The sequence below is a fragment of the Streptomyces sp. NPDC002138 genome, assembly GCF_040296485.1.
Lineage (GTDB): Bacteria > Actinomycetota > Actinomycetes > Streptomycetales > Streptomycetaceae > Streptomyces.
In genome coordinates this window covers 1-22303 of record NZ_JBEOXE010000084.1, presented here as the reverse complement: position 1 = coordinate 22303, position 22303 = coordinate 1, and the positions used below count along the sequence as shown (strand labels likewise).

Annotated in this window: 16 protein-coding genes; 9 read left to right on the top strand and 7 right to left on the bottom strand. The window is 72.1% G+C overall.

The genetic code is table 11. The features are described 5' to 3' along the window. Positions 1–35: 35 nt before the first annotated feature. Complete coding sequence (locus tag ABT084_RS33750; RefSeq protein ID WP_351052349.1) at positions 36–956, bottom strand: SigB/SigF/SigG family RNA polymerase sigma factor; 921 nt, start codon at positions 954–956, stop codon at positions 36–38. A 151-nt stretch (positions 957–1107) separates the two neighbouring features. Here ABT084_RS33750 and ABT084_RS33745 point away from each other — a divergent pair, with 151 nt between their 5' ends. Next, the gene (locus tag ABT084_RS33745) at positions 1108–1494 is read left to right on the top strand and encodes an STAS domain-containing protein (RefSeq protein ID WP_351052347.1); all 387 of its coding nucleotides are present in this window, start codon (positions 1108–1110) and stop codon (positions 1492–1494) included. Between the two features lie 56 nt (positions 1495–1550). Here the strand turns inward: ABT084_RS33745 and ABT084_RS33740 are convergent, their stop codons facing one another. After that, positions 1551–1901, bottom strand: a complete 351-nt coding sequence (locus tag ABT084_RS33740; RefSeq protein WP_351052344.1) for a PRC-barrel domain-containing protein — start codon at positions 1899–1901, stop codon at positions 1551–1553. Positions 1902–2167: 266 nt separating this feature from the next. On the opposite strand from ABT084_RS33740, the gene ABT084_RS33735 reads away from it, so the two are divergent. Continuing rightward, a complete protein-coding gene (locus tag ABT084_RS33735) occupies positions 2168–6475 on the top strand; it encodes a HAMP domain-containing hybrid sensor histidine kinase/response regulator (RefSeq protein WP_351052342.1) in 4308 nt (1435 codons plus the stop codon). Next, positions 6472–8904, top strand: coding sequence for a SpoIIE family protein phosphatase (locus tag ABT084_RS33730; protein WP_351052339.1), 2433 nt, complete (start codon positions 6472–6474; stop codon positions 8902–8904). Before ABT084_RS33735 ends, ABT084_RS33730 begins: the two co-directional genes overlap by 4 nt. Before the next feature lie 48 nt (positions 8905–8952). On the opposite strand, the gene ABT084_RS33725 is transcribed toward ABT084_RS33730, so the two are convergent. From ABT084_RS33725 to ABT084_RS33715, 3 genes are all read right to left on the bottom strand, one after another. Further along, positions 8953–9780: a DUF1206 domain-containing protein gene (locus ABT084_RS33725; RefSeq protein WP_502969258.1), complete on the bottom strand. Its 828-nt coding sequence runs from the start codon at positions 9778–9780 to the stop codon at positions 8953–8955. A gap of 4 nt (positions 9781–9784) precedes the next feature. Continuing rightward, positions 9785–10234 (bottom strand): SRPBCC family protein, encoded by a 450-nt coding sequence (locus ABT084_RS33720; RefSeq protein ID WP_351052336.1) that lies wholly within the window; start codon positions 10232–10234, stop codon positions 9785–9787. A 102-nt stretch (positions 10235–10336) separates the two neighbouring features. Further along, positions 10337–10855 carry an ATP-binding protein gene (locus tag ABT084_RS33715; protein WP_351052333.1) on the bottom strand — a complete coding sequence of 173 codons (519 nt, stop codon included), beginning with the start codon at positions 10853–10855 and terminating at the stop codon, positions 10337–10339. A 240-nt stretch (positions 10856–11095) separates the two neighbouring features. On the opposite strand from ABT084_RS33715, the gene ABT084_RS33710 reads away from it, so the two are divergent. Both ABT084_RS33710 and ABT084_RS33705 read left to right on the top strand, forming a co-directional pair. Continuing rightward, entirely contained in the window at positions 11096–12466 is a 1371-nt protein-coding gene (locus ABT084_RS33710; RefSeq protein ID WP_351052330.1) for a GH1 family beta-glucosidase, read from the top strand. Next, entirely contained in the window at positions 12463–13701 is a 1239-nt protein-coding gene (locus ABT084_RS33705) for an MFS transporter (RefSeq protein WP_351052328.1), read from the top strand. Before ABT084_RS33710 ends, ABT084_RS33705 begins: the two co-directional genes overlap by 4 nt. Before the next feature lie 7 nt (positions 13702–13708). On the opposite strand, the gene yczE is transcribed toward ABT084_RS33705, so the two are convergent. Then, positions 13709–14392, bottom strand: a complete 684-nt coding sequence (gene yczE, locus ABT084_RS33700) for a membrane protein YczE (RefSeq protein ID WP_351052325.1) — start codon at positions 14390–14392, stop codon at positions 13709–13711. 254 nt (positions 14393–14646) lie between these two features. On the opposite strand from yczE, the gene ABT084_RS33695 reads away from it, so the two are divergent. From ABT084_RS33695 to ABT084_RS33680, 4 genes are all read left to right on the top strand, one after another. Further along, the gene (locus ABT084_RS33695) at positions 14647–15597 is read left to right on the top strand and encodes a VanW family protein (RefSeq protein ID WP_502969256.1); all 951 of its coding nucleotides are present in this window, start codon (positions 14647–14649) and stop codon (positions 15595–15597) included. A 372-nt stretch (positions 15598–15969) separates the two neighbouring features. Then, positions 15970–17007, top strand: coding sequence for a terpene synthase family protein (locus tag ABT084_RS33690; RefSeq protein WP_351052322.1), 1038 nt, complete (start codon positions 15970–15972; stop codon positions 17005–17007). A gap of 14 nt (positions 17008–17021) precedes the next feature. Continuing rightward, positions 17022–18416 (top strand): cytochrome P450, encoded by a 1395-nt coding sequence (locus ABT084_RS33685; protein ID WP_351052319.1) that lies wholly within the window; start codon positions 17022–17024, stop codon positions 18414–18416. 152 nt (positions 18417–18568) lie between these two features. After that, a complete protein-coding gene (locus tag ABT084_RS33680; RefSeq protein WP_351052316.1) occupies positions 18569–21478 on the top strand; it encodes an ATP-binding protein in 2910 nt (969 codons plus the stop codon). On the opposite strand, the gene ABT084_RS33675 is transcribed toward ABT084_RS33680, so the two are convergent. Beyond that, positions 21479–22192 carry a carboxylesterase family protein gene (locus tag ABT084_RS33675; RefSeq protein WP_502969255.1) on the bottom strand — a complete coding sequence of 238 codons (714 nt, stop codon included), beginning with the start codon at positions 22190–22192 and terminating at the stop codon, positions 21479–21481. Between the last annotated feature and the right edge of the window lie 111 nt (positions 22193–22303).

The following is a 22303-nucleotide window of genomic DNA, read 5'->3' as shown; positions in this document are numbered from 1 at the left end:
GACGGGTGTCGGCACCGCAGGCTCCGGCCCCAGCCCTACGCGGCGAGCATGCCGGTGCGCAGCCGGGCCAGCGTGCGGGTCAGCAGACGGGAGACCTGCATCTGGGAGATGCCCAGTTCGGCGCCGATCTCGGCCTGTGTCATCTCCTGGCCGAAGCGCATCTTGAGGATGAGGCGGTCGCGGTCGCCCAGTTCCTCCAGCAGGGGTGCGAGGGTGTGGAACTCCTCGAACAGTTCCATGGCCGCGTCGACCTCGCCGACGCTCTCGGCCAGCGGACGGGTTCTGCGGCCGGACGGCGCCTGCTCGTCGGAGTCGGCGGAGGTGTCCAGGGAGCCGCTGGTGTAGCCGTTCGCGGCGACCAGGCCCTCGATGACCTCGTCCTCGGAGAGTTCGAGGTGCTGGGCCAGTTCCTTGACCGTGGGTGCCCGGCCGAGGACGCTGTTCAGCGCTTCCTGGCTCTGGGCGAGCTCGGTCCGCAGCTCCTGCAGCCGGCGCGGGACGTGCACCGCCCAGGTGGTGTCGCGGAAGTACCGCTTGATCTCACCGGTGATGTAGGGGAGGGCCAGGGTGGAGAACTCCACCTCGCGGGCCGGGTCGTACCGGTCGATGGCCTTGATCAGGCCGATGGTGCCCACCTGGAGGATGTCCTCGAGGTCGACTCCGCCCGCGCTCGCGGCCCGCGACCGGAAGCGCCGGGCCGCGAAGTGCACGAGTGAGACGTTCATCTCGATCAGGGTGTTGCGCACGTACTGGTATTCACGCGTCCCCTCGTCCAGGGAACGCAGCCGGACCAGGAACACCCGCGACATCTCCCGGGCGTCGGCGGGTGCCACCTCCCGGGCGTTGTCGATGTGCGGCAGGTCGACGACGGACTCCTCCGCCGGGAGCCCGGCGGCCGGCAGGGCCGTCGCTCCCGCCCCAAGATCGCGGCTGACAAGTGTTTCCGTGCGTGACATGTGGCCGTTCCTCCCTTTGGCGAATGGCTGCGCAACCGCTCGTGCCCAGAACATCGACCCTTACACACATGCGGGCCGAGAAGTTCCACAAGAGGGCGTCCCGGCGCTCCGGCCGTCGCCCTCGGCCGGTGGAACAGGCATACTCCCTCTCTTGAGGAACCACGCAAGCGACGACGGGGAGGCGGACACGGTGCCGGACACGGATGCACACGATGCGGGAGTGGTCGGCAAGGCCTACCAGGCCGGTCCGGGCTGGGTGATCGAGGCCCGCGGCGAGCTCGACCAGGACACGCTGGCGCCCTTGGAGGACGCCCTCACCGAGGCCGCCGGGCGGCATCCGGTGGTGGTTCTGGATGTGGCAGCCATCACGTTCGGCGATTCCTCCTTTCTCAACATGCTCCTGCGCCTGCACCGGATCACCGCGCTGCGCATCGCCGCTCCCGGCGATCAGCTGGTCCGGCTGTTCCAGCTGACGGGCGCGGACACGGTCCTCGCCATCCACCCGGACGTCCGGGACGCGATCGGCACCCCCGCCTGAGCGGGTGGCCGGGGGCGGTCGGCGCCGGTCCGGCCGGCGCCGTCCACCGCCGGGTGTCAGCCGAGGAACGCGCCGTAGTAGCCGCCGATGCGGTCGCGGTACTCGGCGTCGTGCAGGTGGGTGTCCCGGATGAACTCGGGGGCGGCCTTGATCTGCTCCTTGGTGCGGTCGACGTAGATCCGCTGCTCCTCGGGGTCGATGCTGATCACCGTGCCGGCCGGGAGCAGGACCTCCTTGCCGAAGATCCACGGCCCGGTGTCCACCACCAGGTAGGAGGAGTCGACCTCGTCCGAGTGCTTGTCGACCTTCCCGATGCCGCCGTCGGTCGCCTCGACCTTGTAGCCGGTCAGGTCGGCGCCCTCCCGGCGCCCCGACGTGGTGCGATAGCCCCACACGTTCTCGTTCACGCGAACCGTCCCTCCTCTGGACCGGCTTCCGCGGTCTGCTCCGCGCGGACCCTTGGCAGCCGCGCCGGCGGAAGCTTCCGTGCCGAGTCGGCTACCCCACCACCCCCGTCACATGCGCGTCGTCGGCCTGACGTAGCGTTGCGCGCGCGGTGTGATCGACACACGTCCGCCGTCCCCCGCCGGGCGCTAGCCTTCTCGCATTGGTTCCGGCGACCGCAGGCACGCGCTTCGCGCTGTGATGGTCGTCACTAGAGTGAGGTTGTCTGATGGCTGAGCTGTCTGGCTCGGGGTCCCTGAGCGGTGCCTCGGAGGTACCGGAGGGTGGGGGCGGGATCGGCGAGTCCGAGCTGCGCCGACTGCTGGCCGGGCTGACGGCCGTGCGCGACGGGGACTTCCGCACCCGGCTGCCCAAGGAGGCCGAGGGGCTGCTCGGGGAGATCGCGACCGTCTTCAACGGGATGGTCGACCAGCTGTCGCTGTTCACGTCCGAGGTGACGCGGGTGGCCCGCGAGGTCGGCACCGAGGGGACGCTGGGCGGCCAGGCCGACGTACCGGGTGTCGGAGGCGTCTGGCGCGACCTCACCGATTCGGTCAACTTCATGGCCGGAAACCTCACCGACCAGGTCCGCAACATCGCCCAGGTGACGACGGCGGTGGCCCAGGGCGATCTCTCGCAGAAGATCACGGTGGACGCGCGGGGCGAGATCCTCGAGCTCAAGAACACGATCAACACCATGGTCGACCAGCTGTCCTCCTTCTCCGGCGAGGTCACGCGCATGGCCCGGGAGGTGGGCACCGAGGGCATCCTGGGCGGCCAGGCGGACGTCAAGGGCGTCTCCGGCACCTGGCGCGACCTCACGGATTCGGTCAACTTCATGGCCGGAAACCTCACGGCCCAGGTGCGGTCCATCGCACAGGTGGCGACCGCGGTGGCCGAAGGCGATCTCTCGCAGAAGATCACGGTGACGGCCCGCGGCGAGATCCTGGAGCTGAAGGAGACCATCAACACGATGGTCGACCAGCTCTCCGCCTTCGCCGGCGAGGTCACCCGGGTCGCCCGCGAGGTCGGCACCGAGGGCCGCCTGGGGGGCCAGGCGGACGTCAAGGGCGTCTCGGGCACCTGGAAGGACCTCACCGAATCGGTCAACGTGATGGCCGACAACCTGACCGCTCAGGTGCGCTCGATCGCCGAGGTCACCACGGCGGTGGCCCAGGGCGATCTGACGCAGAAGATCCGGGTCGACGCCCGCGGCGAGATCCTGGAGCTGAAGGAGACCATCAACACGATGGTCGACCAGCTCTCCGCCTTCGCGGACGAGGTCACCCGGGTCGCCCGCGAGGTCGGCACCGAGGGCAATCTGGGCGGCCAGGCGACCGTCCGGGGGGTCTCGGGCACCTGGAAGGACCTCACCGACAACGTCAACGTGATGGCCTCCAACCTCACCGGGCAGGTGCGCTCCATCGCGCAGGTGGCCACCGCCGTGGCCAGGGGCGACCTGTCGCAGAAGATCACGGTGGAGGCGAAGGGCGAGGTGGCCGCCCTCGCGGGGGTCATCAACACGATGGTGGACACCCTGTCCGCCTTCGCCGACGAGGTCACGCGCGTGGCCCGCGAGGTCGGCACCGAGGGGATCCTCGGCGGCCAGGCCCGCGTCCCGCACGTGGCGGGCACCTGGAAGAACCTCACCGACAACGTCAACTCCATGGCGAACAACCTGACGGGGCAGGTCCGCAACATCGCCCTCGTCACGACGGCCGTCGCCAACGGCGACCTGTCGAAGAAGATCGACGTCGACGCCCGGGGCGAGATCCTGGAGCTCAAGACGACGATCAACACGATGGTGGACCAGCTGTCGTCGTTCGCCGCGGAGGTCACCCGCGTCGCGCGCGAGGTGGGCAGCGAGGGCCGGCTCGGCGGCCAGGCCGAGGTCGAGGGCGTCTCCGGTACCTGGAAGCGGCTGACCGAGAACGTCAACGAGCTGGCCGGGAACCTCACCCGGCAGGTACGGGCGATCGCCGAGGTCGCCAGCGCGGTCGCCGAGGGCGACCTGACCCGGTCGATCACGGTGGACGCCTCGGGCGAGGTCGCGGAGCTCAAGGACAACATCAACTCGATGGTCGGCTCGCTGCGCGAGACCACGCGGGCCAACCAGGAACAGGACTGGCTCAAGTCCAACCTGGCGCGGATCTCCGGTCTGATGCAGGGCCACCGCGATCTCGCGGTCGTCGCCGAACTCGTGATGGACGAGCTGACCCCGCTCGTCGCCGCTCAGTACGGCGCCTTCTACCTCGCCGAGGACGCGGCGGACACCACCGTGCTCACCCTCGTCGGCTCCTACGGGCGCTCGGGCGCCACGGTGAACGGCACCCGCTTCGCCCTGGGCCAGTCCCTGGTCGGGCAGGCGGCCCGCAGCCGCCGGATCATCGCCGCCGACCAGGTACCCGGCGACTACATCATCTCCTCGGGGCTCGGGCACACCACGCCCGGCAGCCTGATGGTCATGCCGATCGTGGTGGACGACCAGGTCCTCGGGGTGATAGAGCTCGCGTCTTTCGGCGCCTTCACCCCCGTGCACCGGGACTTCCTGGGCCAGTTGATGGAGACCATCGGCGTCAACGTCAACACCATCGTCGCCAATGCCCGGACCGATGAACTCCTCGGCGAATCCCAGCGCCTGACCGGCGAATTGCAGGCCCGGTCGGAAGAACTCCAGGTCCAGCAGGACGAGTTGCAGCGGTCCAACGCGGAGCTGGAGGAGAAGGCGGCCCTGCTCGCCAGCCAGAACCGCGACATCGAGGCCAAGAACCTGGAGATCGAGCAGGCCCGCCAGGAGCTGGAGGACCGCGCCCAGCAGCTGTCGCTGGCCTCCAAGTACAAGTCCGAGTTCCTGGCCAACATGAGCCACGAACTGCGCACCCCGCTCAACAGCCTGCTGATCCTCGCGCAGCTGCTCGCGCAGAACCCCACCCGCAACCTCTCGCCGAAGCAGGTCGAATACGCGGGGATCATCCACTCCGCCGGCTCCGACCTCCTCCAGCTGATCAACGACATCCTCGACCTGTCGAAGGTCGAGGCCGGGAAGATGGACATCAACCCCGAGCGGGTCCAGCTGCCGCAGCTGCTGGAGTACGTCGAGGCGACCTTCCGGCCCATGACCACGCAGAAGAGCCTGGACTTCACCGTCACCACCGCCGCCGACGCGCCCGACGACCTGCTCACGGACGATTCCCGGCTGCGCCAGGTGCTGCGCAACCTGCTCTCCAACGCGGTCAAGTTCACCGAGCGCGGCAGCGTCGCGCTGCACATCGAGCGCGCGCCCGCCGCCTCGCTGCCCCCGGGGGTCCCGCGCCAGCAGGCGATGGTGGCCTTCCGGGTCCGGGACACCGGCATCGGCATCCCGCAGCAGCAACTGGGCTCCGTCTTCGGCGCGTTCCAGCAGGCCGACGGCACCACCAGCCGCAAGTACGGCGGCACCGGCCTCGGGCTCTCCATCAGCCGCGAGATCGCCCACCTCCTCGGCGGCGCGGTCACCGCCCAGAGCACGCCCGGGCAGGGCAGCACCTTCACGCTCTACCTGCCGGTCAGCCGGCCCGATTACGAGGAGCACCCGGAGCCGGCCGACGCGCGCCGCCCCTTCGGCGGCCAGGCGCCCCCGCTCCCGGATCCGCGCCGCGCCGCGCTCTCTTCGCCCGCGGCGCCGCGCCAGGCCCGCCGCCTCCTCGTCATCGAGGAGCGCCCGAACGGTCTGCTCGCCCTCGTCGCCGAGAGCGCCGCCCGCGAGCTCGCCCCGGCCCGCGAGCTGGGCGGAGAGCGGGGCGGCGGCATCCAGGTGGTGCACGCCGCGAACTCCCGGGAGGCGGCGGCGGCCCTGGCCTCCGAGCCCTTCCACTGCGTCGTCCTGGAGCTGGACATGCCCGGCGGCGAAGCGCTCCGCTTCCTCGACGCGCTCGACGGGGACGGGGCGCTGACCTCGCTGCCGGTCCTCGCCCACGACAACCGCCGGCTGAACCCCGGCCAGGAGCGGGAACTGCGCACGCGCGCCGAGTCGTTGCACATGGAGCTGCTGTCCAGCCTGGACGAGCTGCGCGAGCGCATCGCGCTGCACCTGTCGGCCGAACAGCCCGGGGACGTACTGCCGTTGGTCCGGGCGGACGAGCCGCTGCCGCAGGCCGCCGCCCCCTGGGGGGCCGACGAGGGGCTCGCGGGGCGCACCGTCCTCGTCGTGGACGACGACGCGCGCAACCTCTACGCGCTGAGCGGGATCCTCGAGCTGCACGGCATCCGGGTGCTGCACGCGGAGGACGGCCGCAAGGGCATCGACACCCTCACCGCGCACCGCGGGGTGGACCTGATCCTGATGGACGTCATGATGCCGGAACTCGACGGTTACGCCGCCACGGCGGAGATCCGGGGCATGCCCGGCTACGCCGACCTGCCGATCATCGCGGTGACCGCCAAGGCGATGCCCGGCGACCGGGAGAAGAGCCTCGCCGCGGGGGCGAGCGACTACGTGACCAAGCCGGTCGACGCCAACGATCTGATCGACCGCGTGCGGCGCTGGATCACACCGTGAACAAGCCCGACGCCCCGCGGCGGGCCCCGGACGAGGCGCCCGTCGCCGGGGCCTCGCCGGTCGTCCCCCGGCAGGCCCCGTCCGGGCCGTCCACCCCGCCCGCCCTGGGGCGGCTCGTCGCGACCGTCGGGCGGCTGCGCGAGGAAGTACGGGCGGCGCACGCCGCGGCCGACGGCCGGGCGCTGATCGAGCTGGCCAAGGGCATCCTCATCGGCCGACTGCACTGCAGCCCGGCGGCCGCGGCCCGTCAGCTCGAGGATCTGTGCCGCCAGTCCGGGCTCTCGCCGCTGGAGCTGGCCGCCGACATCGTGGACCAGGCGGCCCGCGACCACATCGGCGACGCCGCCGCCGCGTTCGTCGAACGGATCGGCGTCCCCGGCCCGCCCCCGGAGGACCCGGGCGCGGCGGTGCGGCTGCGCACCGCCGAGAGCGGCGCGCTGGCCGCCGGAGACACCCAGGCGGTCGCCGAGTCCCTGCTGACGAACGCGCTCACCTCGCTCGGGGCGGTGGCGGTCGCCGTGTGGACCGCGGTGCCGGACGGCTCGCTCACCCTCGCGGGGCACGCCGGGTTCCCCGCCGAGGAGGCCGCGCGCTGGCGGCACGTACCGCCGGGGGTCTCGACGGTCGCGCGCCTCGCCCTGCGCGAGCGCGGGACGGTGACCCTGGCCGCCCCGGGCAAGGACGGGCCGCCCTCGATCGGGCGTCTCCAGTGGCCGGACGGCGGGCGGATGGCGGTCCCCGCCGGGACCGGCGGGCGCATCCACGGTGTCCTCGAGGTGTGCTGGCCGGAGCCGCTGCCGCCGCACTCCCGGTCGCCCCAGGTGGAGCGGCAGATCGAGGCCCTCGCCGAACTCTGCGCGCTCACCATGGACATCTGGCCCCCGCACGGCGGCGCGCCGTCGGAGGTCATCCTGCCGGACGTCGCGGAGCTGATCGATCTCTCCGAGGGTCTGCACGACCCGGCCATGGTCCTCACCCCGGTGCTCGACCACGCCGGGCGGCTCGGTGACTTCCGCATCCGCCACGTGAGCAGCAAGTTCGTCGACCCCGTGGGCCGCCCGCGCGGCGACGTGGGCGGCGCGCTGCTCCTGGAGGCCTATCCGATGGCCGCGGGCGACAGCGGGCTGTTCGACACCATCGAGCGCGTCCACGCCACCGGCGAGCCCTTCCGCGCCCAGCGCATGAACCTCACCGCGCTCGTGGACCAGGTCCCGCTCACCACCGTCGCCGACATCAGCATCAGCCGTCACGGGGCGGCGGTCCTGTTCATCTGGCGGATCGAGGACGAGACGGCCCGGCTGGCCAGCCTCCTCCAGCACGCGCAACGCCTGGGCCGCATCGGCGGGTTCGAGGAGAACCTGACCGCGGGCAGGATCACCTGGAGCGAGCAGCTGTACGCCCTGCACGGGCTCGCGCCGACGGCGGCCCCGGTCTCCCTCCGCGACCTGCCGACGTACGCGCACCCCGACGACTCGGCCGCCCTCGCGCGCTTCCTGCGGGCCGTGCTCCGCTACCGGCGGCCCGCGTCGGTGGACTTCCGGCTCCAGCGGCCCGACGGCATCACCCGCCACATCCGGGTCATCGCCGAACCCGTCCTGGACGCCGACCAGCGGCTGCACGCCGTACGCGGCGCCTACCAGGACATCTCCTCCCAGCACTGGACCGAGGTCGCGCTGGCCGCCACCCGGGACCAACTCGCCCACACCGAGGCCGAGTCGGCCGAGCGCAGCCGGCTCGCCCTGCAGCTCCAGCACGCCATCATGCCGGCGACCCCGCCCGCCATCGAGGCGCCGGGGCTGCGGGTCGCCGTGCGCTACCGGCCCGCCGAGACCGAGTCGCTGGTGGGCGGTGACTGGTACGACACGGTGATCCTGCCGTCGGGGCTGGTGCTGCTGTCCGTCGGCGACATCGCGGGGCACGGCATCGAGGCCGCCACCGGCATGGTCGTGCTGCGCAACGCGCTGCGCGGCCTCGCCGTCACGGGCGCGGGGCCCGCCCAGCTCCTGTCGTGGCTCAACATCGTCACCCACCATCTGGCGAAGCAGGTGACAGCCACGGCCGTCTGCGGGCTCTTCGATCCGCACACGCGGATCCTGCGCTGGGCGCGGGCCGGCCACCTGCCGCCGGTGCTGCTGCGCGACGGCCGGGCCCACGCCTTCCCGCTCATCGAGGGCCTGCTGCTCGGGGCGCTCCCGGACGCCACCTACGCGGAGCGGCAGGTGCAGCTCGAGGCGCGGGACACCCTGCTGATGTTCACCGACGGGCTGGTGGAACGGCGGGATTCCTCGGTGCAGGACTCTCTCGGGCACCTGATGGACACCGCGTCCGGGCGGGCCGCCGATCTCGACGGTCTGCTCGACCGGCTGCTGACCGACAGCCGCTCCGACACGGACGACGACACCTGCCTCATCGGCATCCAGGTCAGCTGAGCGGCGCGGGCCCGGGGGCGGGGCCGGAGCCGGGGCCCCGGGCGGCCGTCAGACCTCGCGCCAGCGGGCCATCGCCCAGGAGAACACGCCGAACAGCATCAGCCCGACGCCGACCGCCACCATCAGCCACGGCCCGGCCGGCGTGCCGGTGAAGGCGCGCAGGGTGTCGTCCACCCCGCGCGCCCGGCCGGGGTCGTAGGTCCACGCGGCGTAGCAGGCGAAGCCTCCCGCCACGGCGAAGACCGCGCCGCGGGAGACTCCGCCGGCCACGCCGAGGAAGTCGACGGCCCGGCGCCACCCGGCGGACACCCCGCCCATGCGCAGGTGATCGCGGAAGCGGCGGAGCGCGGCGCGTACGGCGATGGTCACGCCCGCGATGGCGATACCGATCCCGGCGGCGCCCACCAGCCATTGGCCCGCGGGCAGTTGCAGCGCCCGCGCCGTGATGTCGCGCGACTGCTCGTCGCCGGAGCCTTCGCCGCCGGAGCCGGCGGCGAAGGACAGGACGGAGTACGCGGCGGTCGCGTAGAAGAGGGCGCGACCGGCCGCGGCGAGGCGCTTGCCCGCGGTGTCGCCGTGCGGTCCGGCCGCGCCGAACACCGCCTCCGAGAGGCGCCACAGCACCATGCACACCAGCCCGGCGCCGACCGCCCAGACCATGACCCTGCCGAAGGGCTGCCCGGCCAGGGTCTGCAGGGCGCCCTGCCGGTCCGCCTCGCCGGCGCTTTCCCCGAAGGCGATGCGGACGGCCAGCAGGCCGGTGAGTACGTACAGCACCCCCCGCGCCACCAGCCCGCAGCGTGCGGTGACCGCGCGGCCGGTCCCGCCTCGGGAGGCCGTCCGTATGCCCTCTCGCGCCGCTCCCGCCGCGCCCACCGTCTCAGACCTCTCCGCGCCAGGCGCCGGTTTCGACGCCGCGGGATTCGATGAACATCTTGAAGCGTTTGAGGTCGCCGCTGACCTGGCGTTTGACGAAGCCGAGCTTGTCGGCGGCGTTCTCGGCGATGCCGTCGGGGGCCCAGTTCAGGTGCAGCTCGATCCGGGTGGTGGTGGCATCGACCGGCTGGAAGGTGACCAGCCCGGCCTGGCGGGCGTCACCGCTGACGCTCATCCACGCGACGCGCCGGTCCGGCAGCTGCTCGGTGATCCGCGCGTCGAACTCGCGCTCCACCCCGTTGACGTTGGTCACCCAGTGGGTGAGCGTGTCGCCGCGCTGTTCCACCCGCTCGACGCCCTCCATGAAGGCGGGGAACTCCTCGAACTGGGTCCACTGGTTGTAGGCCGTCCGCAGGGGGACGTTCACTTCGACGTGCTCTTCGACGTGTGACATCTTGCGGCCTTTCCCTCGCTGCTGAAGTCTGCGAGGGCCCGTGTGCCCCGGACGGCCCGCTCCATGTACCGCGACCCGCCCGGCGGGCGCTCGCACCACGCGTCAGTGCAGCCTGAGGCGTACCCGGATGCTCTTGCCGCCCGTGGGCAGCCGGGCCACCGACACCCAGTCGGCGAGAAGGCGGATCAAGGGCCACCCGAATCCGCCTTCGGTCATGCTCGTCGGCGCGCCCGTCGGCGCTGCCGCCGACGCGTCGCGCCTCGTATCGCCCGATACGCCGTCCGAGCCATCGCCCGAGCCATCGCCCGGTTTCTCGCCCGACAGGATGGTGCGGCCGGGTGCGAGGTGCGGGAGCTCGCTGCTGTGGTCGGTGACCGTGAGGTCCAGGGCTTCGGCATCCGGGTCGATCTCGGCTTCGAAGCCGACGAGGCCGCCGCCGTGCCGGAAGGCGTTGGTGACCAGCTCGGACGTCACCAGCAGGGCGTCCGCGACGGTCGCCTCGCTCACGGGAGCGCCGGACGCGCCGGGCCCGGCGTCGAGCAGGGCGGCCACCAGGGCCCGGGCGTCGGCCGCGTCGGACGGGGCCTCGGGCCCGCTCTTGCGCACCGCACGCTCGTTCACCGTCGTCGCACCTGGCTCTCGTCGCTCCGGTCTCCCGCTCCGCTCTCCTATGGCGCCGCCTGCCCGCCCCTGGCCCGGGTACACCCGCCCGGTCCGGTCTTCACGGCGCTCACACCGCGAGCACCACCTCCGCCCGCGCGTGCTCGACCTCCCCGTACCGGATGGCTTCGAGGGCCGGAAAACTTGAGGATTGTTCACTTTCCATTGACAGGCCCGCCTCCAGGGCCCGAGAGTTCCGGCATGACAGCGCCCGTACCCCCGTTCCCGCCCGGTTTCCTCTGGGGCGTCTCCGCCTCCGCCTTCCAGATCGAGGGCTCCCCCACGGCCGACGGCCGGGGCCCTTCCTCGTGGGACGCCTTCACCCGGGAGCGGGGCCGCATCAAGGACGGTTCGCATGCGGAGGTGGCCACCGACCACTACCGCCGCTACCGCGAGGACGTGGCCCTGATGGCCGGACTCGGCGTCGGCGCCTACCGGTTCTCGGTGTCCTGGTCCCGCGTCCTGCCCGGGGGCAGCGGGCCGGTCAACCGCAAGGGGCTGGACTTCTACGACCGGCTCGTCGACGAGCTGTGCGCCGCGGGGATCACCCCGGCGCCCACCCTCTTCCACTGGGACACCCCGCTCGCCCTCGAGGAGCGGGGCGGCTGGCTCAGCCGCGACACCGCCGAGCACTTCGCGCGGTACGCCTCGGTGGTCGCCGAGCGGCTGGCCGACCGCGTCCCCCTGTGGATCACCATCAACGAACCCGCCGAGGTCACGCTCCTCGGCTATGGCCTCGGCGAGCACGCCCCTGGCAGGCGACTCGTCTTCGACGCGCTGCCCGTGGCCCACCACCAGCTCCTGGCCCACGGCCTCGGCGTCCAGGCGCTTCGCGCCGCGGGCGCCCGCGGCATCGGCATAGCCGCCTCGCACAGCCCCGTCTGGACCGCCGGCGACGGCGACGCCGACCGCGCGGCCGCCGAGCTGTACGACACGCTCACGAACCGGCTCTTCGCCGACCCCCTGCTGACCGGCGGCTATCCGGACGGCCTGGCCGAGCTGCTCCCCGGCCCGGTCGCCGAGGACCTGAAGACGATCTCGGCGCCGCTGGACTGGTACGGGATCAACTACTACAACCCCATGCTCGTCGGCGCCCCCCGACCGGCCGCCCCGGCGGGCGACTTCGGCGGCATCGAGATCCCGCCGGACCTGCCCTTCGCCATCCGCCCGATCGAGGGACACGACCGAACGGACTTCGGCTGGCCGGTGGTCCCTGACGGGCTGCGCGAGCTGCTCGGGATCATGCGCGAGCGCTACGGCGACCGGCTGCCGCCGCTGTACATCACGGAGAACGGCTGCTCGTACGGCGACGGGCCCGACCCCGCGACCGGTCGGATCGAGGACGAGCGCCGGATCGCCTACCACGACGGCCATCTGCGGTCCCTGCACCAGGCGATGGCCGAAGGGGCCGATGTGCGCGGCTACTTCATCTGGTCGATCCTCGACAACTTCGAGTGGGCGGAGGGGTACCGGCAGCGGTTCGGGCTCGTCCACGTCGACTACGGGACGCTGGAGCGCACGCCCAAGGAGTCCTACGCCTGGTACCGCGACCTGATCAAGGGCGGCCGGTGAGCCTCGCGGGGGACGCGACGGCGACCGCCGACGCGGCGGATGGACGGTGGGTGGGGGCGCTCTCCCTCGCCAACCTGGGTGTGTGGGTGGGGTGGTTCGGCCCGCTGCAACTGCTGCTGGCACGCCAGGCGGAGCAGCTCACCCCCGACCACAAGGCCGCCACCCTCGCCCTGGTGACGGGCCTCGGCGCGGCCGTCTCGATGGTCGCCAATCCCGTCTTCGGGGCGCTCTCGGACCGTACGACGGCGCGCGTGGGGCGCCGCATCCCCTGGGTGGTCGCCGGAACGGCGGGCGGCGCCGCCGGGCTGGCCCTGCTCTCCCTGGCCCGGAGCGTCCCCGCCGTCATCGCGGGCTGGTGCCTGGTCCAGCTCGCCCTGAACGCGTCGTTCGCCGCGCTGACCGCGGCCGTACCGGACCAGGTGCCGCGGCGCCGACGCGGTCTGGTCGGCGGCTGGCTCGGCGTCTCCCAGGTGCTCGGCATCCTGGTCGGCACGGCGCTGGCCACCGTCGCGGGCGGGATCGGCGTCGGCTACCTGGCCTGCGCGGCCTTCTCGGTGGCCGCGGCCGTGCCGTACGTCCTGATGCGGCGGGACACCGCCCTCTCCCCCGCCGCCCGGGCCGCCTTCCGGTGGCGGACCTTCCTCACCGGCTTCTGGATCGACCCGCGCCGCCACCCGGACTTCGGGTGGGCCTGGCTCACCCGGTTCCTGATGAACCTGTCGTACTCCATCAGCACGATGTACCTGCTGTACTACCTGACCGACGCCGTGCGCTACGACGACGACGCCGACACCGGCGTGCTGATCCTCACCGCGCTCAACGCGCTCACCCTGCTCGCGACCGTGGTGATCAGCGGCGTCCGCTCGGACCGCAGCGGCCGCCGCAAGCCGTACGTGATCTGGTCGGGGCTGGTCATCAGCGCGGCCACGCTGCTGCTCGCCGTGTGGCAGACCTGGACGGGCGCGATCGTCGCCTCGCTGATCCTCGGCGTCGGCTTCGGCGTGTACACGTCGGTGGACTTCGCCCTGCTCACGGACGTACTGCCGACGGCGCGGGACCGGGGCCGCGACCTGGGCGTCATCAACATCGCCAACGCACTGCCGCAGGTCCTGGCCCCGGTGATCGCCGCCCCCGTGGTCACCCACCTCGGCGGATACACGGCCCTGTACGCACTCGCGGGCGGCTTGGCGGTGGTGGGGTCGGTCCTGGTCCGGCGCATCCGGTCGGTGGCCTAGACGTGGCCTAGACGGGCTGGGCGGCCGGGGCGCCCTCGGAGTGCTTCCGCTCAGCGGCGGGAGCCCCCGGGAGATCGCGGAGGGCGAACACGCGGAGGAAGACCTGCGAGAGCGGGCCGATGGCCAGGGCGTAGGCGACCGTGCCGATGCCGACCGAGCCGCCCAGCAGGAAGCCGGCCCCGAGGACGGTCAGCTCGATCGCCGTCCGCACCAGCCGCACCGAGCGGCCCGTGCGCCGGTGCAGGCCGGTCATCAGGCCGTCCCGCGGCCCCGGCCCGAAGCGGGCCGCGATGTAGAGGCCGGTGGCGACGCCGTTGAGGACGATGCCGGCCACCAGCAGCGCACCCTGGGCGACGGCGCCGCATACGTCCGGCACCAGGGCCAGGGTGGCGTCCATGGCCAGGCCGACCGCGAAGACGTTGGACACCGTACCCAGGCCCGGCCGCTGCCGCAGCGGCACCCACAGCAGCAGGACCAGGGCCCCGACGGCCACGGAGACCGTGCCGATGCTCCAGCCGGTGCGCTCCGCGATGCCCTGGTGGAAGACGTCCCAGGGATCCAGTCCGAGGCCCGCCCGGACCAGGAGCGCCGAACTCCCGCCGTAGACGGCCAGCCCGAGGTAGAGCTGGAACAGCCGACGGGGCAGACGGCGCGGGGTGCGGGGCAGGGGCAGGGGCAGGGCGGTGGACACCGGGTGGATCCTCTCCAGGGGCCAAAAATCGGGTCACACCAGCCTGTGGCATCCCCGCAAGAGCCATACAGAGCCAATCCGGACCAAGTGGACTGGTTTTTTCTCACGCGATCACACGGTCGACTGAGCGCCTCCCCATCGTGAGGATCCGCACATTTTGCCCTTTTTGCCAAAAATGCGATCAGGCTGGATCGGTACCGACGGGACGCGAGAACCGCGCCTCGTCAGAACCACGCCAGCACACCGGGAGAGAGATGCGACGCGCACACGGCCGGACGGACACCAGGCGGATCGCCCTGACCACCGCGGGCGCGGGGCTCGCGCTCGCCCTCAGCGCCCTCGTCCCCGGCTCGGCCACGGCGGCCGAGCACCCCGTGGTCCCGGCGGCACCGGGGGTCGCCGCCGAAGGCATGCGACAGCTGTCGTCCTTCTCCGTCGCCTTCCCCGCCGCGCCCTACCGCACCCACAACATCGCGCGCGCCGTGGAGCTGATCGACGGCGCCGTGGTGCTGCCCGGCGAGACGTGGAGCTTCAACAAGACGGTCGGCGAGCGGACCGAGCAGAACGGCTTCGTCGACGGGATCATGATCAACGACGGGCGGTACGTGAAGGCGCCGGGCGGCGGTGTCTCGGCCGTCGCGACCACGATGTACAACGCCATGTTCTTCGCGGGCCTGACCCCCGTCGAGCACGGGGCCCACTCGTTCTACATCGAGCGGTACCCCGAGGGGCGCGAGGCCACGGTCGCCTGGGGCACCCTCGACCTGCGCTGGAGGAACGACTCCGGCCACCCGGTCCGGATCCGCGCCTCGTCCACGGACACCTCGGTGACCATCGCCCTCCGCGGCACGCCGAAGTACGACGACATACGCGCGACCCGGGGCCCGCGCACCCACGTCACACCGCCGGGCAAGCGCACCGCCACCGGCCCCGACTGCGAGGCGCAGACTCCGCTCGAGGGGTTCGACGTATCGGTCGACCGCGTCTTCGTCCGGGGCGGTCACGAGGTCAAGCGCGAGACGTACCGCACGCATTACACGCCGCGCGACGAGGTCACCTGCCTGCCGGATCCCTCGGCGAGCCCGTCGCCGACACCGACGACCACGTCGACGCAGACGGCCACGCCCGCGACTGCCTCGACGTCGTCCCCGGCGGCGGCGCCCTCGGCCGCGGCCGTCACCCCCGCGCCCTCGCCCACGCCCTGACGGCGGGACGTCGGTCTTCGGCCACCCCGGGCCGCCCGCGGCTTCGCGCAGTCGAGCACGCGCACGAAAGCGCCCGTGCTGTGCGCATATTCCCTATGAATATGCTTTCGACAACCGCGAAATGAATTCGACATACCCCGTCGTCCTACATTGACAGTGCACTCCGCCCTGAGAGTTAATTACCTCTTGGGTGGCCTGATGTGGTCGCACATGGCGGGATCAGGTCAGTCCATGACCGGTCCCCACCCTGCTTGTTGCAGTGTGCCGTCGTCACTGGCGGCGCAGGAGTAGGGGGGTGTGTCGCGTCGTGAGGGCGATCGTGATCGTACATTGAGCGGGTATTGGCGAATCCGACTTTCCGTGGGGGGATCAATGACCCAGCTCAGCTCATTCTCTGTTCCCGATTTTCACCTTCCGTTCGGGAACTCCAAGCACCCACAGGCCGCCCGGGCGAATAGCGAGGCCACGGCCTGGGCGGTCCGCCAGGAGCTGGTCAGCGACGCGGTGGACCAGTTCGCGGGCATCGGCTTCGGCCACCTCGCGGGCCGGGTCAGCGGGGAGGTCCCGTACGAGCGGGTCGTCCTGCTCGCCGAGTGGATGGCATGGTCGTTCGTCCTCGACGACCAGCACGACCACCTCATCAGGACGGGTGAACTGGCGGCCTGGCGGCCCGTCACCGACGCCATCACCGAGCATCTGCAGACCGGGCGCAGCGCAGGGGCGGCCGCACTCGGAAATCCGCTGGTGAACGGCTTCATCGACCTGTGCGACCGGATCCTCGCCGGCATGTCCGAGGGAACGGCCGCCCGCTACCGCGCCCATGTCCCGCTCATGCTGCACTCCTTGGACCAGGAGGCCGGAAATCGCCGTACCACCGGGCACCCGACGGTCCAGGACTACATCCTGATGCGCCGTCACAGTTCGCAAGTACTGCCGATGATGGACATGGTGGAGGCGGGACTGGGCATCGACCTGCCCCAACACGTCCACGACCTGCCCGAGTTCGAGACCCTCACCGCGAGCGTCCTGGACGTCATCTCCTGGGGCAACGACGTCTTCTCCTTGCCCAAGGAGCACGCCTGCGGCGACAACAACAACCTCGTCGCCCTCATCTCCGCCCGGGACGGCTCCTCACTCCCCGCCGCCGTCCAGGTGGTCGAGGGACACATCCAGACCCGCATCGAGGAGTACCTGGTCGCGCGGCGACGGCTCTTCGAGGTCATGGACGCGGACGGCGCCACGCGGCCGTCCGTGCGCGCCGCGGTCGACCGGGTCGTGCACAGCTACGAGGACTGGATGATCGGCGCGGATCTGTGGCAGCGTTACGAGTGCACGCGGTACAGCGACGAACGGTTCGCGGCCGGGATGGAGTCTGCGTACACCCGCCCGGACCTGGTCTCCGTGGCATGACAGGGAGTGGGCCCATGGCACATGTCGAGCACCAGGACACCGCGGCCCAAGCACCCGTGGTGCCCGGGCGGTTACCGCTCCTGGGCCACGCGCTCCAGCTCTGGCGGGAGCCCATCGCGTTCCTGGAGTCCTTGCGCGAACACGGCGGCATCGTCCGGATCGACATCGGCACCTGGCCCGTCCACGTGCTGACCGAACCCGACCACGTCCACGCCGTACTGGTCCAGCAGGCCCAGCAGTTCGGCCGGGGGCGGATCTTCGACCGGCTCCGCCCGATGTTCGGCAACGGCATCGTGACGACCGACGGCGAGTTCCACCGCAAGCAGCGCCGGATGATGCAACCGGCCTTCCACCGCCATCACATCGCCGAGTACGCCGAGGTGATGTGCCGTCAGGCGGAGGAGATGGTCACGTCGTGGACGGCGGGCCGGGAGGTTTCGATGGTGACGGAGGCCCGGCGCTACGCCCTCTCCTCGGTCGCCGAGATGATCTTTTCCGGGGAGATGAGCCGGCCCGCCGTCGCCGAGGTGCACCGCTCGCTGCCCATCGTCCTGGAAGGCATGCTCGTCCGCGCGGTCATGCCCAAGTTCCTGGACGGGCTGCCCATCCCGTACAACCGGCGGTTCGACGCTGCCGCCGCGCGCCTGCGCCGGATCATCGACCAGGTGATCGAGCAGTACGGCGACGGCCGGGCGAAGGGGAAGGGCGGGGGTGAGGGGGAAGGAGCGGGCGAAGCGGACCGGCAGGACCTGCTGTCCCTGCTGCTGTCCAGCGTGGACCTGGAAACCGGCGAGGGAATGAGCGCCGAGCAGGTGCGCGACGAGGTGATCGCCATCATGTTCGCCGGTACGGAGACCTCCGCGACCACCCTGTCCTGGATCTTCCACGAGCTCGGCCGCCACCCGGAGGTGGAGAAGCGCCTGCACGCGGAGGTCGACGCGGTGGTGGGCGACCGCCCCGTCCGCCCCGACGACCTGCCGCGGCTGACGTACGCGAACAGCGTCTTCCAGGAGACCTTGCGCCTGCACTCACCCCTGCTCTTCACCCGGCGCGCGCTGGCGCCGCTGACCCTCGGCGGCGTCGCCATCCCGGAGGGGGCCGAACTGGCCTACAGCCCGCACGCGTTGCACCGGGACCCGGCGCTGTTCCGCGATCCCACGCGCTTCGATCCGGACCGCTGGCACGAGGACGCCGACGAACGGCCGCACGCTCACCGCTACGTTCCGTTCGGAGCCGGCCAGCACAAGTGCATCGGGGATTCGTTCGCGGTGGCGGAGATCCTGACGGCGGTGGCCAGCGTGGCGTCCCGGTGGCGGCTGGTCCCCAGCCCGGGCGTCACCGTCCGTGAAGTGCCCGCGGGGATCCCCCAGCCCAGCGAACTGCCGATGATCCCCGCGGCGCGGCGCTGACGGCCGTCGCCGTGTCCCGGTGGGGCACGGCGGCGGCCGAGGGTACAGGGTTGTCCTCGTACGGGTGGCGAGATACCGCAAGAATGTACTTAACCCGGAACAACTCACCCCCCGGGCCGTACACTCGGGCGCACGCGCTGGAGGGGGCACGAGTGTCACATGTCACGGAACCACGAGGAGGGGCGGCCCAGCCCCTGCTCGAACGGGAATCCGAAGTCCTGGCGATCCACCGCGCGGTGGACGATCTGTGCGGTACGACGGGCCACGGACAAGGCCCGGCCGCCCGTCGCGGAGGTGTGCTGACCTTCGCCGGGTCGGCCGGCATAGGCAAGACCACCCTGCTGGCGGAGGCGCGCCGGCTCGCGTCCGAGCGCGCCTGCACCGTGCTGTTCGCACGCGGCGGCGAGCAGGAGCGGCAGGTGCCGTTCCACGTGATGCGCCAGCTCATCCAGCCGACCTTCGCCGCCATGAGCGAGGACGAGCGGCGCGAGGCGCTCGGCAGTTGGTACAGCATCGTCGCCCCGGCGCTCGGTCTCACCGCGTCGCCGAAGGGCCCCACGGCACCCGACCCGCAGGGCGTGCGCGACGGGTTGGACTGGGTGGTCACGCACCTGGCCGTGCGCAGCGCGCCCGTGCTCCTGGTCGTCGACGACGCGCACTGGGCGGACGCGGAGTCCCTGGCGTGGCTCACGGCGTTCACGGCCCGGGCGGAAGAGCTGGCCATGCTGATCATGGTGGCCTGCCGACCGGACGAGATCCCCGCGGACGCGGCGGCTTTACGCGCCCTCATGGGACGCCAGGGATCGCGTCCGCACGAGCTGGCTCCCCTCACCACGACCGCGGTCGCGAGCATCGTGCGCGACGCGCTCGGTGAGGACGCCGACGACGTGTTCTGCCGCGAGTGCTGGGCGATCACGGGCGGAAACCCCTTCGAGGTCGTCGAGTTGGCCATGAAGGGCCGCGACCGCGGGCTGAAGCCGCACCAGGACAGCATCCCCCAGCTGCGCGACCTGGCCTCCGCGGTCAAGGGCAGTGGTCTCATCGACCGCCTCGAACAGCTCGGGCCGTCCACCGTCCGGCTCGCGTGGGCCGCCGCCGTCCTCGGTACCGCCGTCCCGATCGACATCGTCGGCGGTGTCGCCGCCCTCGGCGAGGCACAGACCGCCGAAGCCATCGACCAGCTGCGTGACGCGCGCATCCTGACCGTGATGACGAGCGTGCGGCGCAAGCAGGTGGTGGAGTTCTTCCACCCGCTCATCGCCACCGCCGTCTACCGGTCGATCCCGCCCGGTGTGCGCGTCGCCATGCACGGGATGGCCGCGACGGCCCTGGTCGACGACGGACACGGCGCCGCGGCCGCCGCCCGCCACCTGCTGGAGATGCACCCCGAGGGCGACCCCTGGGTGGTGCAGCAGCTGCGCCAGGCCGCGCGCGACAGCTTCTCCGCGGGCGCGCCCGACGCCGCACGCCGCTATCTGGCCCGCGCGCTGCGCGAACCGCCGGAGGTGGAGGACCGGGCCGAGGTGCTCTTCGAACTCGGCTCCGCGAACCTCCTGCACGATCCCGCGACCACCATCAACCAGCTCAGGGCCGCCCTGGAAGAGCCGAGGACGGAACAGAACCTGCGCGAGGCGATCACCTACCGGCTCGCCCAGGCGCTCGGCCACACCGGTCAGCTGGCCCAGGCGGCCGCGCTGCTCGCGGACGAGGCCCGGCGGGCCACCAGCTCGCGCACCCGGCTGCGGATGCAGGCCGAACAGTTCAAGTGGAACTCGGTCCGGGTCGACGAGGAGAACTCGCCCGCCCGCTCCCGGCTCCTCGCCCAGTTCGCCAAGCGGCTCACCGGCCGCGGTCTGCCCGAGCGGCACATCCTGGGGCTGCGGGCCTGGGACGCCGTCCTGCGGGGCGAACCGGCCACCACGGCCCTGGACTACGCCGAACAGGCCCTCGACGGGGGCCTCAGCTGGACCGACCAGGACTTCGGGTTCGAGGTGCCCGCCGTCGTGGCGCTCACCCTCATGTACTGCGACCAGCCCGGCCGCGCCGAGGACCTCTTCAACACCGGCATCGTCGAGTTCGAGGCGAAGGGCTGGCGCGGCGCGCACCTGTCGTTCGTCTACACCCTGCTCGGTTACGTCCGCTACCGGCGCGGCCGCCTCGCCGAAGCCGAGGACTTCGTCCGCAACGGCCTGCAGATCGCCGACCGCGTCGGCCAGGGCATCCCGGCGCAGTGGTACGCGATCGGCACCCTGATCGAGACCCTGCTGGCGCGCGGGAACACGGCCGAGGCCCAGCGGGTCGCCGACGCCTACAAGCTGGCGGACGGGTTCCCCCAGGCTGTCGTCTACCCGGACCCGCAAGCCGTCTTCGGCAAGCTCCTGTTGGCCCGGGGCAGGGTCGAGGAAGGGGAGCACCACCTCGTCTCGGCGGGCAAGCGCCTGGACCTGCGCGGTGCGCGCAACCCCTCGTGGAGTCCCTGGCAACTCGACCTGGCCCTGGGCCAGGTGGCCCGCAAGCCCGAGGAGGCACGGGCCACCGCGGCCGAAGCGGTCTCGCGCGCCCGGGCGTTCGGCACGTCCAGCGTGATCGGCCACGCCCTGCGGGTCGCCGCGGCCACCACCGTCGATCCCGCCCGGGCCGCCGCCCTGCTCCAGGAGGCGGTGGACCACCTCGAACAGTCCCCCGCGGCCTGCGAACTGGCAAACGCGCTCGTCGACCACGGCACGGCCCTGCACACGATCGGCAGCCGCCACCACGCGGCCCAGCAGCTCTACCGGGGCATGGAGACGGCCGCCGCGTGCGGGGCGGACGGGCTCGTGAGCCGGGCCCGTGCCCAGCTCGCGTCGGCCGGGCTGCGCCCGCGTCGGCTGCACACCTCCGAGCAGGACAACCTGACCGTGGCGGAGAGCGCGGCGGCCCGGCACGCCGCGCTCGGCCTGGACAACGCGGCGATCGCCGCGGAGCTGAAGACGGACGCGCAGTCCGTCTCCGAGCTCCTGTCGGCGGCGTTCACCAAACTGGGCACCGACCGGCACGGGCTCCGCCGGGCCCTGGGAGGCTGATCACGCTCCCACGGGCCGGTAGGGCTGGGTTCGCCAGAACCCGCACTGATGGTCCTCGGCGAAGCTCCGGTCCGGCCGGGTGGCGGTCGGGCCGAGCTTCAGGACCGTACCGGCGGGGTCCGTCGCCGGCCACGGAGTCTGGCCCGCCGCCGCGGGGGCGCCGTAGTGGGCGAAGGCGCCCCAGTACCGCTTCATCCGGGTCGCCAGCCCGGTCTGGACGGCGGTCAGCGGCCGGTCGCCCATGGTGAAGTCGAACAGGTAGGCCAGCTCGGCACTGTGCGCGTTCGACTCGTCCAGGCCCGGCACCTGGGCTCCCGCCAGGGTCGGCGAGTCCGGGTCGTCGAACTCGTAGGTGAAGGTGGGGACCTGACGAGCCAACAGCTTGGCCGTCCAGGCGGTCTGACAGGCGAAGGTCGAGTCGGTCATGACGGCCGACAGCGCCAGGTACGGGGATCCGTAGGCCGAGAGCGGATAGCGGGCCAGGACCTCCGGTCCCGCCGTGCCATGGCTCGCCAGCACCTGTTGCGCGTACTCCTCCGCCGTCAGCCCGGGCCGGGTCAGCGCGACGAACAGCCGGGCCTCCGAGCGCGTGCTCCCGATCAGGACCGGCACCTTGTTCCAGGCCCCGGCCTCGATCGCGGCGGCCGGGTCCCGCGGGAGCAGCCCGTCGCCCGATGCCGGGCCCGAGGTGGGCAGCGTACGGGCCGCGTCCACCAGCGCCGGTCCGGCGGCGGCGCGCAGGCACGCGATGGGCACCTACGGGTTCGTCCGCATCCTGCTGCCCGTCGCCCCCGACGGGATGCACACCTTCGCGCCCTACCTGGC